This window comes from Azospirillum sp. RU38E (assembly GCF_900188385.1).
Classification (GTDB): Bacteria; Pseudomonadota; Alphaproteobacteria; order Azospirillales; family Azospirillaceae; genus Niveispirillum.
In genome coordinates this window covers 196,394-211,924 of record NZ_FZOI01000001.1, presented here as the reverse complement: position 1 = coordinate 211,924, position 15,531 = coordinate 196,394, and the positions used below count along the sequence as shown (strand labels likewise).

Here is a 15,531-nt window from a genome sequence, read left to right as displayed (position 1 = left end):
CGTCAGATAAGAGCAGGATCGAGCGTGAACAGCTCCTGCGCCCGGCCGACGCCGCGCAGGGCATAGCGCCCGACGGAAACCAGCCGCGCCCGCGCCTCAGGCGGGCTGCTGGCGGCAAAGGCATCGGATGTCACCAGCGACCGGTCCACCGACCGGCACATGGAAACAATACGCGCCACCTCATTCACCGCCGGGCCGACGACGGTGAAATCCAGCCGGTCCTGCCCGCCGATATTGCCATAGAAGACATCGCCGATATGCAGGCCCAGATAGATATCCGTCACCGGCTGGCCCGCCGCCGCCCGGCGCTGCTTCAACTCCCGCAGACGGATGCGCAGATCGGCCCAGGCATCCAGGGCGGCGCGGCAGGCATCGGCCGGATCGTCCGCCTTGAAAATGGCCAGCGTGCCATCGCCGATCAGCTTCAGCACATCCCCGCCGGCATTATGGATGGCAGAGACGGTGACATCGGCATAATCATTCAGCAGCGGGATGATGGCGTCCGGGGCGGCGCTGTCGGAAATGCGGGTATAGCCGCGCAGGTCGGAAAACCACAGCACGGCATTGATCCGATCCGCCACCCCGCGCGAAATCCGGCCCGACAGCACGCGCTGGCCGGCATCGCGGCCCAGATAAACCTGGGTCAGCGTGCCGGCGATGCGGGCCAGCGACAGGGTTTTCAAGGACAGGGCCAGAAGCGGCATCAGCCGGCGCAGCGCCGCCTGTTCGCCGGCGCTGAACCCGTCCATCTGCCGCGTCAGGCAATAGGAATAGACGCAATCCATCCCGCCCATCACCCCATCGGGCGCGAAATGGTGGATGAAGGCCAGGCAGTCGGTGGAGCCGGTGGCCCGCATATCCTCCATATGCGAATAGTCGGGCAGGTCCGGCCCGATCAGCGGGCAGCGCAGTTCCGACAGCGACCGGTTCAGCATGTCCTGAAACATGCTGCGGCGCCATTTCTCCGCCAGTTCCCCGTCGGTGGTGGGGCCATATTCGATCAGCCCCTCTTCTTCCACCCCATCATCGCGCCAGCGGAAGGCGCGGCCTTCAAAGATCGGGTGCAGCGTGTCGATGATGGCCACAGAACGACTGACCGCCACGCCAGCCGCACAGAGCCGCTGGCAGAAGCCTTCCAGCAGTGCCATTTCCGTCAGGCCCGTCAGCCCGGCGGAAACCAGCCAGCCGGCCAGCGCCTCCAGTGCTGCCGCATCGGGTTGCTGTCTTTCCGAACGCCCGTTCAATGGCTGAACGCGCCGCGCAGATGGCGCATGAAGCGGGCTGGTGAGGGCAGATGCACCAGCAGGTCGCCAGCCTTGCCGCTGCTGCCCTTCACCTTGGCAATGCCCTGGCCCACCCACATCACATCATTGATGCGGCGATCCAGGAAGGCCCAGGTATCGGCATGGCCTTCCGAGGCATCATCCAGCCAGTAAAGGGCTGTGGAGCTGACCACGCCGGAGAGCAGCAGTCGCTTGGTGTAGAAATTGAAATCGTTGGACTGGTCGCCCACCGCCTTCCACACCGCATCCACCGTGGCATAAAGCAGGCGGGGGGCCAGGGGCAGGCCATGGGGCATGGCCAGCAGGGCGGCCGCCCGGCGCAGCGCCTCCTTATGGGGTGTCAGTATCTCCAGCCGGGTGCGCACGGCCAGCGCCACGCGCTGGCGCACCTTCAGGGCCGACAGGTCGGTGGTGGCCAGCTTGGCCGCCATCTGCCGGTTGGCCCAGTCGGCCAGATGGGCCACCACCTGCAAGGGGCCGTCGGGGAAGGCTGCTTCGGCTTCCCGCGGGTCGAACCCGGCCTGTTCGGCCCCCCGGCGCATGGCGGCCGGTGTCCAGCCGTCAAAGGTCACATCGGGCAGCATGGCCAGCAGGATGGCATCCCGGCGGGCCTGCAATTCGGCCGTAACACCCGCCAGCGGCGATTCCCCGGCCGTCGTCTCAGTATTGGTCATGGCATTCGGCTCCAGCGCGGGATTCAGCCCTTCAAGGCATCTGCCGTGAAATGGACCATTTCCTCGGTATAGGTCAACTTGCCCAGATCGGGCATCCGATCGAGATAGAGCACACCATCCAGATGATCCAGCTCATGCTGGATGACGCGGGCATGGGTGCCCGTCGCCTCCCGCTCCACCAGATCGCCATCCAGATCGTACCCCCGATAACGGATACGGACGTGGCGTGGCACAATGCCGCGCAGGCCGGGGATGGAGAGACACCCCTCCCACCCCAGCTTTTTTTCATCTGTCAGGGCGACAAATTCCGGGTTGATCAGCACCTGATTGCCCAGTGAGGTGTCACCATCGGCCCCGCTGGCCCGTTCCGCCGGAACGCGGAAAACGATGATGCGCTGGCTGACATCCACCTGCGGGGCGGCCAGCCCGATGCCGGGGGCCGCCAGCATCGTTTCAATCATATCGCCCGCAAGCCGTTGGATTTCTTCCGGGAAAGGCAAACCAGGCCGCACCGGCAGCGCCGTGGCAACGGTGCGCAAGGTGGGATGCCCCATGCGGATGATCGGCAGGACGGCCACGATGCAGGCTCCAGCAATAACGGGAAGGAGGGGATCGACGGGGGCCGATTGTGCCCCGCCACCGCCCGCCGCGCAAGCCACCGACAGGGCCGAAAACGCCGCCCCCAAGTGACAATCACATTAAAGAATGTTTAGGCAAAGGTCACCGAAAGGAAACATTGCGGTCCTACATGAAGCCCTGTTCCCCCTTGTTTCATCCTGGAGAATTTCCATGGGCATCATGTCGCGTTTCCTGGCGGCGCCGGTCCTGGCGGCGCTGGTCGGGTTCGGCATTGCCGGGGTTGCCCCCGCCGCCGATATCAGCGGTGCGGGCGCCACCTTCCCCTATCCCGTCTATGCCAAATGGGCCGACAGCTACAAGAAGGAGACGGGGACCGGTCTGAATTACCAGTCCATCGGTTCCGGTGGCGGGATCAAGCAGATCAAGGCCAAGACCGTGACCTTCGGCGCCTCTGACGCCCCCCTGAAGGAGGAGGAGCTGAAACAGGACGCGCTGGTGCAATGGCCGATGATCATGGGCGGTGCCGTGCCAGCCATCAACGTTCCGGGGCTGAACCCCGGTGAACTGACCCTGGATGGCCCGACGCTGGCCCGCATCTATCTGGGCGAGATCACCAAGTGGAACGATCCGGCCATCGCCGCCCTGAACAAGGGCGTGAAGCTGCCCAACACCGCCATCGCCGTGGTCTACCGTTCCGATGGGTCGGGCACCAATTTCCTGTTCACCAACTACCTGTCCAAGGTGAGCAAGGATTTTGAAGGCAAGGTCGGGGCTGCCGCCTCCGTGCAATGGCCGACCGGCATTGGCGCCAAGGGCAATGAAGGCGTTGCCAACATGGTCAAGCAGACCGCCGGCGCCATCGGTTATGTGGAATATGCCTATGTGAAGCAGAACCACATGAACTATGCCGGCCTGATCAATCCCGCCGGCAAGAAGGTGCAGCCGGAGGCCAAGAGCTTCCAGGCCGCCGCCGCCAATGCCGACTGGGCCCATACACCGGGCTATGCCGTCATCCTGACCAACCAGCCCGGTGCCGAGAGCTGGCCGATCACCGGTGCCAGCTTCATCCTGATGCATGAGAAGGTGGAAGACCCGGCCGCTGCGGCCGAGGCGCTGAAATTCTTCGACTGGGCCTACAAGAAGGGCGGCAAGGAGGCTGAGGCGCTGGATTATGTGCCGATGCCCGCCAGCGTCGCCGACATGGTGCGCAAGACCTGGGCCGAGCATATCAAGGATGCCAATGGCAAGCCGGTCCATGCCGGCTAAGCCGCTGTTGCGGACATCTTGATTGCAGAGGGTTTTCGGGGGTGAGCCGCTGCCACGGCTCACCCCCGGCCTTGTTTTCACCCCAATGACAGCGGGGAGCGGCAGCGATGGCCGATCTGATCATTGCCGAGCCGGCAGCGACCCTGTCCCGTGCAGGACGCTATCAACGCCAGGATCGGTATTTCCAATGGCTGACGGGCGGTTTCGCCCTGTTCGTACTGTTGCTGCTGGGCGGCATCGTGCTGTCCATTCTGGATGGGGCCTGGCCGGCCCTGCGCCAGTTCGGCTTCGGCTTTCTGGTGACGGAGACCTGGAACCCGGTGACGGAGAAATTCGGCGCACTGGCGCCGATCTTCGGCACCCTGGTTACCTCCATCATTGCCATGCTGGTGGGGGTGCCGCTGGGTTTCGGCATCGCCCTGTTCCTGACCGAACGCTGCCCGCCGGTGCTGAAACGCCCGCTGGGCATTGCGGTGGAACTGCTGGCCGGCATCCCCTCCATCATCTATGGCATCTGGGGCCTGTTCGTGCTGGCGCCCTTTCTGCAACACCATGTGCAGCCCTTTCTGATCGACACGCTGGGGGAATTGCCCTGGATCGGGGCGCTTTTCCAGGGGCCGCCCTATGGTATCGGCGTGCTGACGGCGGGGTTGATTTTGGGCATCATGGTGCTGCCCTTCATCACCGCCATCACCCGCGACGTGTTTGACACGGTGCCGCCCCTGCTGCGCGAAAGCGCCTATGGGCTGGGCTGCACCACCTGGGAAGTGGTGTGGAACGTGGTGCTGCCCTATACGCGGGCCGGTGTGGTCGGCGGCATCATGCTGGGCCTGGGTCGGGCGCTGGGGGAGACGATGGCCGTCACCTTCGTCATCGGCAATGCGCACCGGATTTCCGGGTCGCTGCTGGCCCCCGGCACCACCATTTCCGCCGCCATCGCCAATGAATTTACCGAGGCGACAGGGGATCTCTACACCTCTTCCCTGATCGCGCTGGGCTTGCTGCTGTTCGTCATCACCTTTGGCGTGCTGACGGCGGCCCGGCTGATGCTGCGGCATCTGGAACGCCGGCGGGGGGCCTGAGCCATGCAACACAACACGCTCTATCTGCGTCGCCGCATCATCAATGCCGTGATGATGGGGCTGTCATTGGTGGCCACCCTGATCGGGCTGGTCTGGCTGCTGCTGATCCTGGGGATGCTGGTGGTCAAGGGGGCTGGCGCCCTCAACCTGGCCCTGTTCAGCCAGATGACGCCGCCGCCCGGATCATCGGATGGCGGCTTGCTGAACGCCATTTTCGGCAGCCTGGCGATGAGCCTGATGGCCATGCTGATCGGCCTGCCGGTGGGGCTGCTGGCCGGCACCTGGCTGGCCGAATATGGCCGCAAGCAGCCCCTGGCGGAGCTGGTGCGCTTCGTCAATGACGTGCTGCTGAGCGCGCCCAGCATCATTGTCGGCCTGTTCATCTATGAAGTGCTGGTGATGCGCATGGGCCATTTCTCCGCCTGGGCCGGTGCCTGCGCCCTGGCGGTGATCGTGGTGCCGGTGGTGGTGCGCACCACGGAAGATATGCTGCGGCTGGTGCCGGACACGATCCGGGAGGCCGCCGCCGCCCTGGGCGCGCCGCGCTGGAAGGTGATCACCCTGATCTCCTACCGCGCGGCGCGGTCGGGGCTGGTGACGGGCGGGCTGCTGGCCTTCGCCCGCATCAGCGGGGAAACCGCCCCGCTGCTGTTCACCGCGCTGAACAACCAGTTCTGGTCCACCGACCTGAACGCCCCCATGGCCAACCTGCCCGTCACCATCTTCCAGTTCGCGCTCAGCCCCTATGAGGGCTGGCAGCAGCTGGCCTGGGCCGGGTCGCTGCTGATCACCATCGTTATTCTGGCCCTGAACATCCTCGCCCGCGCGCTGTCCGCCGGCGGAAAGGGAAAATGATGCAACAGACAAGCTTGCAGATGGCGCCCCCCGCCCCGGCCACCGGTGCCACCAACGCCAAGGTCAGCATCCGCCGCCTGAACTTCCATTACGGTAGCTTTCATGCGTTGAGAGACATTAATCTCGACCTGCGGGAACGGGAGGTGACGGCCTTCATCGGCGCGTCCGGTTCCGGCAAATCCACCCTGCTGCGGGTGCTGAACCGCATCTATGATCTGTATCCGGGCCAGCGGGCGGAGGGGGAGGTGCTGCTGGACGGGCAGAATATCCTGTCCCCCCGGCAAGATCCCAACCTGCTGCGCGCCCGGGTGGGCATGGTGTTTCAGAAACCCACGCCCTTCCCCATGACCATCCATGACAATATCGCCTTTGGCATCAAGCTTTATGAGCGGCTGGGCCGGTCGGAGCTGGAGGCCCGGGTGGAACAGGCGCTGCGCGATGCCGCCCTGTGGGACGAGGTGAAGGACAAGTTGCAGCAATCCGGCCTGTCGCTCTCCGGCGGGCAGCAGCAGCGGCTGTGTATTGCGCGGGCCATCGCCACCCGCCCCGCCGTGCTGCTGCTGGATGAACCGACCAGCGCCCTGGACCCGATCTCCACCGCCAAATGCGAGGAGTTGATCGACCAGTTGAAGGACCGCTATACCATCGCCATCGTCACCCATAACATGCAGCAGGCCACGCGAATCAGCGACTGGACCGCCTTCATGCATCTGGGCGAATTGGTGGAATTCGGCGATACGGAGCAGGTTTTCACCCGCCCCCGCGAGCGCCGGACAGAGGATTACGTCACCGGCCGCTTCGGCTGAACCGCAGAAAACCGGCTTTCACCCCCCGCATGTCGGCCATTCCGCATGAATCTGACGGGGAACCGCCGCAAGCCCTTCACAAGCGCGGCGGGCATGTGTATAACCCCGCCGACTGGATCGGGCGATGGCACGACCTGAAAGGGTTCCCATTGCCGTTTCTTTCTATGATCAACCCTATCGCGTGACGCCGGCTTGCCGGATGAGCGCATCCATTGGAGTGGAAAGTCCCGTGCAAGTTCTGGTTCGTGATAACAACGTCGATCAGGCCCTGCGCGCGCTGAAGAAGAAGATGCAGCGTGAGGGCATCTTCCGCGAAATGAAGCTGCGCCGCAATTACGAGAAGCCGTCAGAGAAGCGCGCCCGCGAGAAGGCTGAAGCCATCCGCCGTTCGCGCAAGCTGCTGCGCAAGCGTCTGGAGCGCGAGGGCTACTAATCGCCCTTGCGGGTTCCGCCCGCTTGAATTCGTAGCGAAGTTATTCGCATACGGGATTGATCGCCGCCCAGGAATTTTCCGGGGCGGCTTTTGGTCTTTCTGGGGTGGGTGTATCGATTGGGGCGGAAGAGCGGTTGGCTGATCCTCATCCCCCCACCGTCACCCATGACGCGGCCGCCCATAGGTGCGCTAAGTTAATCTCTTGCACCGACCTGCTTTCCCCGCGAAAGCGGGGATCCAGGGGCCGCAAGAACCACGTTTCAGTGCCCTTGGCCCCTGGATCCCCGCTTTCGCGGGGGAGGCAAGGAAGGTACTAACCGCTAACTTAGCGCCTATGGGCCGCAGTATGGGTGACGGTTGAAGAGATCGGGGCGGCAACGTCACCGTCACCGCCCCCTCCCCCACTCAGAACTTCACGGCAAAACTCACCCCCCATTCGCGGGGGCGGCCGTAACTCACCTCTGCCAGGCCGAACGCGGCACTGGCATTGCCAGAGACGAAATAGCGCCGGTCGGTCAGGTTGGTGACAAAGGCCGCCGCCGTCCAGCCATCATCGGCCGAGGTGTAGGTCAGCCGGGCATTGGCAATGCCATAGCCGTCCTGGGCGATCAGTGCGGTATTGGCGACGTCGTTATAGAATTTGCTGTAGGCGGACAGGTCACCGCGCAGGGCCAGCGAGCTGTCATCGGGCAGGATAAAGGTATATTGCAGCCCCGTGGAGACGGTCCATTTCGGCGTCTTCACGAACTTGGCCGTCTTGGTGATGGGCAGAATCTGGGTCGGCCCCAGGCCAGACCCCACCTCATCATAAGAGGCATCGGTGTAGCCGACGGCCAGATCGAAATCCAACCCCTTGGCCGGCCGCGCCCGTACCTCAAGCTCAGCACCCTTGATGGTGCCCTTGGCGGCATTGGCCACGAAGTTGCGCGGCGTCTGGTTCACCGTCAGCTGGATATTGTCATATTTGGACAGATAGGCGGCGGCGTTCAGGATCAGCCGGTTATCGAACCAGCCGGTCTTGGCCCCCGCCTCATAGGTCCAGATGGTTTCAGGCTCATACTGCGTCACCTCTGAGGCATCGACCAACGGGCGGGCATTGAACCCGCCGCTCTTGAAGCCCTTGCCGGCGGAGGCATAGAGCAGCACATCGCGGGTCGCCTTATATTCCAGCCCCGCTTTGGGCGTGAAGGCGTTCCACTTACTGGAGCGCTGCACGTCGGTGAAAATCACATTGTCACGCTGGCGTTGGTTGAAGACGGAAATCCACTTCTTATCCTGGTTCCAGCGGGCCCCCAGCGTGACGCTCAGCTCATCGGTCAGCTTCACATTGCCCTGGCCGAAGGCGGCATAGGAGCTGTTGTCGATATCGTTGCGGATAAGGGTGGCCGGCGACAAAGGCGGCCCCAGCGGCGGCCAGAGGCCCATGGCCAGATCGGCCCGCGCCTTGTCGCTGCCTTCCTCCTTGAAATAATAGAGCCCACCCACCCAGGTGACACGGCCATCGAAACTGTCACCACTGAGCTGAAGTTCCTGGCTGAACTGCCATTGATCATCATCATTGAAGGTTTCGCGGTACACAAAGGGCGTATTATCGCCATCGCGGCCGAATACGGCCGCCAGCTTGCGATAGGCGGTGATGCTTTTGATCTCCGCCCCGCCAACATCCCAGCTCAACGTGCCGGCCACGCCCCACAGGTCCAGATCATTGACATTGGGGCCGGTGCCCCAGCTGGTGAAGGGGCTGTCGGTGACAAAGGAACTGTTCAGCGTGCGCTGGCCATTGGGCGCCACCACCCCGCGCGACGGGGCCACCAGCTGGTTATAATTGGTCAGGAACGGCACACCGGTCAGGCCCGGTGCGGGGGCCACGGCCAGCAGCTTGTTCGGCGCGGAATGCTCGCGCGCGCGGGTCACATCGCCAACGATATGAAAGGTAACATTTTCCGCCAGCTCCGCCTGCATCTGCAGCCGGGCGCTGTCGGCATTGCGGTTGCCCATATCCTGCCCATCCGACAGCCGCTTGGCATAGCCGTCGCGGTTGAGCGAGGAGGCGGAAATCCGGGTCAGCAGCTTGCCATCGGCCAGCGGCACATTCAGCGTGCCCTTGGCATCGAACCGGTTGAAGCGGCCGCCTGTCAATTCCACCCGGCCGCCGAAATCCTCCGTCGGGCGTTGGGTATTGATCAGCACGGCACCGCCGATGGTGTTCTTGCCGAACAGGGTGCCCTGCGGCCCGCGCAGCACCTCCACGCTTTGCAGATCGACCGCATCCATGATGCCGCCGATGGAGCGGGCATAATAAACCCCGTCGACGTAAAAGCCGACGCCCGGATCGCTGAAAATGGCAAAGTCATTCTGGCCGATACCGCGAATGAAGACGGTGGCATTATAATTGCCGCCGGACAGGGCGGCCGCCCCGTCGAAGCGGATATTGGGGGTGAATTTGGCAATGTTATCCAGCGTATCGACATTGCGCGTTTCCAGCGCCTCCGCCGTGAAGGCGGTGACGGCCACCGGGGTGGCCTGAATCGATTCCGACCGGCGGCGCGCGGTGACGACAATTTCATCCAGCGCGCCCTGATCGGCCTGCTGCGCGCCCACCGGGGCAGCGCTGGCCAGGGCCAGACCGAGAATAATCGCTTTGCGGGATGTCATGGCAGACGCACGCGCCCCACCCCCCACCGGCGGGCGCCGATGTTGCCAACTGAACATGATGATCCTCCCTGGACCCTGTTTCTTAATTCAGGCCTCGGCAGACCAGCCTTTGCGGCCGGCCCGATATTTTTGCATAACCATCATGCTTCATTACTATTTACCCCGCAACGGGGTTTGTAGCGGACCAATAGATCAGCCGGTGAGTGTGGCTTATTTGTCCCGGTAGCGCTTACCGGCCTTCACATGATCCTTGGCGCGGAAGGTGACGGCGGTGAATTCCGGCGGCTTGCGCACCACCCAGCGGATGAAGTCGGCAATGTCGGGATGGGCCCGCAGGGCCTCCAGCGTGGTGTATTGCCGCGCCAGTTCCTTTTCCGACAGTTCGGCGTGGATCTTGCGGTGACAGACCCGGTGCAGCATCACCGTATCCCGCCCGCCCTGGCTGCGCGGCAGCAGGTGGTGGGCATCCACGCTGGGACCATCCAGCATGGGCCGTCCGCACAGCCCGCACGGCCCAAGCTCTCGTGCCGTCGGGGCGGCACGGGCGCGGGGCAGCAGATCGGGCGGCGGCAGGGGCTTCAGGCGGTCCATAGGGCTGATTCTGGATCGCCCGGACCGCCCGTCAAGGGGAAGCTTATTTCTGCTTCAGGAACGTATCCACCCGCAGCTTCACATTGGCGCGGATATCGGCATAGAACAGGCCGTAATCATGATAATGCATGGACCCGCCGGGCAGCGGCTGCAGGTCCAGCGCCGCCGCCGGTTCCACAATCAATTCCCCCCGGTCGCACCGCGCGGCCACGGCTTTGGCCTTCAGCGGTTGCAAGCCCCCCTCCCCCGGTGCGCCGGGCACGGCACCCAGCGCCTTGTCGGCCGGTGCCGCAGGCTGATCGGCATCGAAGGTGAGGGGGTTGATGCAGAGAAGCTGCTTGCCGGCATCATCACCATGGCGCTGCACATAGCGGCGTTGGCCCATAGGCAGGATCGCCTCCAGGTTGGCGGTCGGCAACAGGGCGTTCCAGGCCACCACGCAGTTGGTCTGCGCTGGCTTGGCACAGATTTGCAGGTTCTTGTAAGTCTTGGGGAAATCGCCCACCGACAGGTTCACGCCGATAATATAGGCGGCCACCATGCGGCCCTTCAGCGGCGTGCCATCAATCCGGCTTTCCAGCAGCCGCATCAGGTGAAAGCTGCCCTGGCTGTGGCTGGCCAGGATGAAGGGCCGGCCGTTATTATAATGCGTCATATAATAATCGAAGGCCCGTTCCACATCCGTGGTGGCCAGATCGAACGCCTTGCCGCCATCGCCTTCCATGCTGGTGAAGGACAGGGTGGAACCCTGGCGGTAACGCGGGGCGAAAATCCGGCAGCAGCCATTGAACACACCGGCCTGCCGGGCAATCACGCTGGCATCGGTCCAGTCATTGGCCGCCTTGTCGGCAATATCCTGGTTCCAGCGATCCTTGGAGCGATAGGTGGTGGGGTGGACATAGAACACATCCACCACCGCATCCTTGGCCAGGGGCGTGGCCCCCGCCGGCAGTGCCGCCGCAGCGCCCAGCCCATTGGGACCGGCGGCCCAGGATTCCGCCTTGGCATAATCCGGCACCGGCGGCGGGGTCTGCTGGGCGAACGTTTGTACCCCATCGGCGGCCATGGCAGCCCCCGCAACGGACAGGCTGAACCCAAGGGCAAAAAGGCGGACGAAGGCGCGTTTCATGACAGTCCCCGGCATTGTACAGGGGCAGGTTTACCATGCGGCAGGCCCTGGCGGGGCGCCGCAACAGTGAAGCGACCATCTGGCGGTTGTCGTAATGCTGACAAGAATTGATACATTCTCCACACTTCGACACAGATAAATAAATAATGACATTATTTGCGCGACCACCAAATGGATAAAGAAAAAGAATTCTCTTCGATTCAAAAAACAAAGACATGAACCTATGGTCAACAAGAAATTATTTTCAGAACAGAGGCGACATATGTTCTCACGACGCGGATTCCTGGCTGCCACAGCGGCGGTATCGCTCGCCCCCCGCTTCGCCCTCGCCAATGAGCCGGCGGATGTCATCATCATCGGTGGCGGCCTGTCCGGACTGAATGCGGCGCTGATCCTGCGGGAACAGGGGTTGCGCCCCATTGTGCTGGAAGCGGCTTCGCAGGTGGGTGGGCGGGTGCGCACCCACCAGACCGCCGAAGGCCCCATCGATGTCGGTGCCAGCCAGATCGGTCGTTCCTATGCCCGCGTGCTGGATGCCTGCTGGCGCTATAAACTGAAACTGATCCCGGAAGACCGCGACCTGCTGACCTTCGGCACCCATTACAAGGGTGCCTGGATTGATAACGCCACCTGGGAAAGCAACCCGCTGAACAAATGCGTGGGTGAGGAGCGCAAGATCGCCCCCATGATGTTGGGATCACGGCTGTTGGGTAAATACAACCCGCTGAAGGAGTTGGACGACTGGCTGAACCCGAAATTCGCTGACCTGGATATCAGCCTGCGCAGCCTGATGCAGCGCCATGGCCACAGCGAACAGGCCATTGAACTGGCCAGCCTGTCGGCCCCCGGTATCGGTATTGATGAAACCTCCATTCTGCGCATGTGGCAGGAAGAGACACGCGGCGCGCTGGACCGCAAGTTCGGGGCCCCACCGCCGGCAGGGGAAAGCGAACGGTTGCACCCGTTCGGTGAACAGCATCACCGCGATCTGGTAAACGGCCTCACCTCCACGTCCAATATTGAAGGCGGCTGCCACCTGCTGCCCGCCGCCATGGCCGCCGACCTGGGTGATGTGGTGCGGCTGAACAAGCATGTCGCCGCCATTGATCTGACCGATAAATCCGGCACCGTGCGCTGTACCGACGGCAGCACCTATAAGGGCCGTTTCATCATCTCCGCCGTGCCCTTCACCCTGCTGCGCAAGGTGAAGATCACCGGGGCCCCCGGTGGGGCCGCCGCCCAGGCCATCGCCCAGATGCCCTATGCCAACACGGCGCGGGTTTACATGCATGTGGAGCCATTCTGGCTGGAAGATGGCCTGCCGCCATCCTTCAACAGCGACGGGCCGCTGGGCATGTTCTGGGCCATCGACAACCACAAGGGCACCGGCATCCACCGCGCCATGATTGTGATGGTGGGCAGGCGCGCGGCGGAAATCAGCCAGCGCGACCCGGCCCAGGTGGTGCCGTTCCTGGTGGACGAACTGGCCCGCCTGCGCCCGGCGTCCGCCGGCAAGGTGAAGGTGGCCACATACAAGGACTGGGCACGCGACCCGCTGCAACTGGGCTGTGGTTTCAGCCTGGCCCCCGGACAGATCAATGCCTTTGCCCGCGACATGAACAAGCCGTGGCAGGTGATGCATTTCGCCGGCGAACATACCCGCCGCACCGATTTCGGCATGGAATCAGCAATGGAAAGCGGCGAACGCGCCGCCCTGGAAGTGTTGACCCGCGCCGGTTAAGGCTGCGGGCAAACGAAAAGAACCGGTGGCAAAAGGACGGATAAGCCCAGCGCCGGTTCTTTGGAAACAAACTGACCATGTACTTAGGAACAGAAGGGGACATCATGGGATACGCAAAGAATCTGGCCATCGGCACCTGCGCCGCCGCCATATTGTGCAGCAGTCCGGCGCTGGCCCAGCAAAGCCAGGGCGGGGATCTGCTGCTGGAAGAAATCGTGGTGACGGCCCGTCTGCGCAGTGAAACGCTGCAGAATGTGCCGCTGTCCATCTCCGCCGTGACGGAGAAGGAGATTGAGCGGGCGGGCATTGTCGATCTGACCAGCCTGGCCGGCAACACAGCCGGCCTGCAGATCGACACCACCGGCGGCAAGACCACCACCACCCCGGTGGTGCGCGGCCTGTCCCAGGTCTCCCGTTCGGATGACGAGAACAACACGCCCATCTTCATTGATGGCGTCTATGTCTCCGGTCGCGATGGCATTGACGGCAGCCTGCTGGATGTGGAGCGAATCGAGGTGGTGAAGGGCCCGCAAAGCGCGCTCTATGGCCGCAATTCCTATGCCGGTTCCATCAATTATATCACCAAAAAGCCGACCAACACGCCCGCTGGCAGTGCGTCGGTGACCGTCGGCGATGATAACCGCTTCACCGCCAAGGGCTCCGTTTCCGGCCCGCTGGTGGAAGATAAGCTGTTCGCCCGTGTGGCCGCCGCCTATGACCAATGGGATGGTTCCTATGGCGACAGCGACCTGAAGATCGGCGGTTACAAGTCGCGCTTCACCTCTGGCGGGTTGCGGCTGGTGTTGGACAGCGGGTTCGAAGCCAACGCCAATATCTATTATTCCAATGATGATATCGGCCCCGCGCCGCAGATCATGTTTGCCGGCAACTGCCAGACGATTTCCGGTGCCCTGGGTGCCTGGTGCGGGGCCTATCCCACGCCCAGCAACCCGGATTTCAGCGGTTATGACCGCCGGGCCAAGGGCACGGAGCGGGAAGCCATGCGATCCAGCCTGACCATGACGCAGGATCTGGATGGCGTGCGCCTTTCCTCCATCACCGGGTATAACCGGCTGGACACGCGCAGCTATACCGACCTGGACCGGCAATATAAAGGCGTGCCCTTCAACTATACCCTGAATGGCCAGACCGGTACGGTGAACCTGACGGCATTGCAGGGATCGGGTGGCAACAGTTACGACGTTTCCCAGGAATTACGGGTAGAATCCAGCGATGACAGCCCGTTCCAGTGGATTGTCGGTGCCTCCTATTATGGCTACCGACTGAATACCGATTCGCCCTATGCCATCGACACCACGCCGGTGCCGACTGGCGCGCGCCTGACCTCGCTGGGGGCTATCGCCCTGGCGGCGGGGCTGAAAAACATCCCCGACGCCACCTTGCAGGATAGTTTCTTCAGCGCCTATTTCAGCCGCAACCGCAAGGAAACGCAAACCTATGCCGCCTTTGGTGCCGTGCAGTACACCTTTGCCGAGGTGCTGACCGCACGCGCCGAACTGCGCCATACGGACGAATCCAAGACGCTGTACCAATATGCCGCAACCACCACCAAGGTGGACAAGACCTTCAAATACCTGACCCCGCGCTTCACGCTGGATTACAAGGCGGATGACAATGTGCTGCTTTATGCCTCGGCGGCGCGCGGTGCCAAGGCGGGCGGCTTCAACGCATCGGCCCCCACCGCCGATGAAATGCCCTTCGACCCGGAATTCAACTGGACCTATGAGCTGGGCGTGAAAAGCGATCTGCTGGATCGCAAGCTGCGCCTGAATCTGTCCGTCTTCAATGTGGAGATGGAGGGCATCCAGATCACCAACCCGTCCGCCACCTCCCCCACCATCTTCCTGACAAAGAATGCAGGCACCGGTCGCAGCCGTGGCTTTGAGCTGGAAGTGACGGCCAAGCCGGTAGAGGGGCTGACGCTTCAGGGTGCCTATGCCTATGCCGACTCAAAGTTTGTGAATGCCAAGGATGGATCGCTGCGTTCCTACCCGGCCTTTGTCAGCAATTACGATGTGTCCGGCAACCCGCTGCCGCGTCAGGCCAAGCATCTGGCCAATGCCAGCATCCAGTATGAAACGGCGCTGACAGCAGCGCTGGATGGCTATATCCGCACCGATATCCAGTATAATTCAAAGAAGAACGGCTTCACCACGCCGGACCTGGGCTATGTGAAGGGGCGCACGGTGGTGAATGCCAAGGTGGGCGTGATTTATGATCAGGTGGAAGCATCGTTCTGGGTGCGCAACCTGTTCAACAATGACACGCCGGTTCTGGCGCAATCCGCCCTGATCTTGAACACGCTGGGCCGGCAGCCGGTGATGCTGTTGCCCGACCTGCGCAGCCTGGGCGTCACCGTCAGCTACAAGTTCTGATAGTCCGGCGGGCGGCTGCCCATCCATGACAGCCGCCCTTG

13 protein-coding genes are annotated in these 15,531 nt (G+C 62.9%); 7 read left to right on the top strand and 6 right to left on the bottom strand.

The genetic code is table 11. The features are described from left to right. Positions 1 to 2: 2 nt before the first annotated feature. Genes CHB97_RS00945 through def form a run of 3 tightly spaced genes read right to left on the bottom strand, consistent with a single transcriptional unit; the run spans position 3 to position 2,535 of the window. A complete protein-coding gene (locus CHB97_RS00945; protein ID WP_244559337.1) occupies positions 3 to 1,244 on the bottom strand; it encodes an adenylate/guanylate cyclase domain-containing protein in 1,242 nt (413 codons plus the stop codon). Continuing rightward, the gene (locus tag CHB97_RS00940; protein ID WP_089286061.1) at positions 1,241 to 1,957 is read right to left on the bottom strand and encodes a COQ9 family protein; all 717 of its coding nucleotides are present in this window, start codon (positions 1,955 to 1,957) and stop codon (positions 1,241 to 1,243) included. The genes CHB97_RS00945 and CHB97_RS00940 overlap by 4 nt, the downstream gene beginning before the upstream one ends. Before the next feature lie 23 nt (positions 1,958 to 1,980). Next, entirely contained in the window at positions 1,981 to 2,535 is a 555-nt protein-coding gene (def, locus tag CHB97_RS00935; protein WP_089286060.1) for a peptide deformylase, read from the bottom strand. A 211-nt stretch (positions 2,536 to 2,746) separates the two neighbouring features. Between def and pstS the strand changes: the two genes are divergently transcribed. The 5 genes from pstS (at position 2,747) to rpsU (ending at position 6,978) form a co-directional block, all read left to right on the top strand. Further along, on the top strand, positions 2,747 to 3,802 hold the full coding sequence (pstS, locus tag CHB97_RS00930; protein ID WP_200819767.1) for a phosphate ABC transporter substrate-binding protein PstS: 1,056 nt from the start codon (positions 2,747 to 2,749) through the stop codon (positions 3,800 to 3,802). Between the two features lie 107 nt (positions 3,803 to 3,909). Beyond that, positions 3,910 to 4,884, top strand: coding sequence for a phosphate ABC transporter permease subunit PstC (gene pstC / locus CHB97_RS00925; protein WP_089286059.1), 975 nt, complete (start codon positions 3,910 to 3,912; stop codon positions 4,882 to 4,884). 3 nt (positions 4,885 to 4,887) lie between these two features. After that, on the top strand, positions 4,888 to 5,739 hold the full coding sequence (pstA, locus tag CHB97_RS00920; RefSeq protein ID WP_089286058.1) for a phosphate ABC transporter permease PstA: 852 nt from the start codon (positions 4,888 to 4,890) through the stop codon (positions 5,737 to 5,739). A gap of 20 nt (positions 5,740 to 5,759) precedes the next feature. Continuing rightward, a complete protein-coding gene (pstB, locus tag CHB97_RS00915; RefSeq protein ID WP_089286838.1) occupies positions 5,760 to 6,545 on the top strand; it encodes a phosphate ABC transporter ATP-binding protein PstB in 786 nt (261 codons plus the stop codon). A gap of 229 nt (positions 6,546 to 6,774) precedes the next feature. Further along, complete coding sequence (gene rpsU / locus CHB97_RS00910; RefSeq protein ID WP_089286057.1) at positions 6,775 to 6,978, top strand: 30S ribosomal protein S21; 204 nt, start codon at positions 6,775 to 6,777, stop codon at positions 6,976 to 6,978. A gap of 405 nt (positions 6,979 to 7,383) precedes the next feature. Here the strand turns inward: rpsU and CHB97_RS00905 are convergent, their stop codons facing one another. From CHB97_RS00905 to CHB97_RS00895, 3 genes are all read right to left on the bottom strand, one after another. Further along, positions 7,384 to 9,690, bottom strand: coding sequence for a TonB-dependent receptor (locus tag CHB97_RS00905; RefSeq protein ID WP_200819766.1), 2,307 nt, complete (start codon positions 9,688 to 9,690; stop codon positions 7,384 to 7,386). Positions 9,691 to 9,843: 153 nt separating this feature from the next. Next, positions 9,844 to 10,224, bottom strand: coding sequence for an HNH endonuclease signature motif containing protein (locus CHB97_RS00900; RefSeq protein ID WP_089286056.1), 381 nt, complete (start codon positions 10,222 to 10,224; stop codon positions 9,844 to 9,846). Positions 10,225 to 10,267: 43 nt separating this feature from the next. Further along, positions 10,268 to 11,353, bottom strand: a complete 1,086-nt coding sequence (locus CHB97_RS00895; protein WP_160105450.1) for a DUF3089 domain-containing protein — start codon at positions 11,351 to 11,353, stop codon at positions 10,268 to 10,270. Between the two features lie 262 nt (positions 11,354 to 11,615). Here CHB97_RS00895 and CHB97_RS00890 point away from each other — a divergent pair, with 262 nt between their 5' ends. After that, positions 11,616 to 13,094: an NAD(P)/FAD-dependent oxidoreductase gene (locus CHB97_RS00890; RefSeq protein ID WP_160105448.1), complete on the top strand. Its 1,479-nt coding sequence runs from the start codon at positions 11,616 to 11,618 to the stop codon at positions 13,092 to 13,094. Between the two features lie 104 nt (positions 13,095 to 13,198). Next, positions 13,199 to 15,490, top strand: coding sequence for a TonB-dependent receptor (locus CHB97_RS00885; RefSeq protein ID WP_160105446.1), 2,292 nt, complete (start codon positions 13,199 to 13,201; stop codon positions 15,488 to 15,490). Positions 15,491 to 15,531: the final 41 nt, after the last annotated feature.

Bases quoted from the DNA above. Each gene is read 5' to 3' on its own strand.
- pstB (WP_089286838.1), top strand. From the start codon at position 5,760: ATGGCGCCCCCCGCCCCGGCCACCGGTGCCACCAACGCCAAGGTCAGC.
- pstA (WP_089286058.1), top strand. From the start codon at position 4,888: ATGCAACACAACACGCTCTATCTGCGTCGCCGCATCATCAATGCCGTG.
- CHB97_RS00905 (WP_200819766.1), bottom strand. From the start codon at position 9,690: ATGTTCAGTTGGCAACATCGGCGCCCGCCGGTGGGGGGTGGGGCGCGT.
- CHB97_RS00900 (WP_089286056.1), bottom strand. From the start codon at position 10,224: ATGGACCGCCTGAAGCCCCTGCCGCCGCCCGATCTGCTGCCCCGCGCC.
- CHB97_RS00885 (WP_160105446.1), top strand. From the start codon at position 13,199: ATGGGATACGCAAAGAATCTGGCCATCGGCACCTGCGCCGCCGCCATA.
- CHB97_RS00890 (WP_160105448.1), top strand. From the start codon at position 11,616: ATGTTCTCACGACGCGGATTCCTGGCTGCCACAGCGGCGGTATCGCTC.
- pstS (WP_200819767.1), top strand. From the start codon at position 2,747: ATGGGCATCATGTCGCGTTTCCTGGCGGCGCCGGTCCTGGCGGCGCTG.
- CHB97_RS00940 (WP_089286061.1), bottom strand. From the start codon at position 1,957: ATGACCAATACTGAGACGACGGCCGGGGAATCGCCGCTGGCGGGTGTT.
- CHB97_RS00895 (WP_160105450.1), bottom strand. From the start codon at position 11,353: ATGAAACGCGCCTTCGTCCGCCTTTTTGCCCTTGGGTTCAGCCTGTCC.
- pstC (WP_089286059.1), top strand. From the start codon at position 3,910: ATGGCCGATCTGATCATTGCCGAGCCGGCAGCGACCCTGTCCCGTGCA.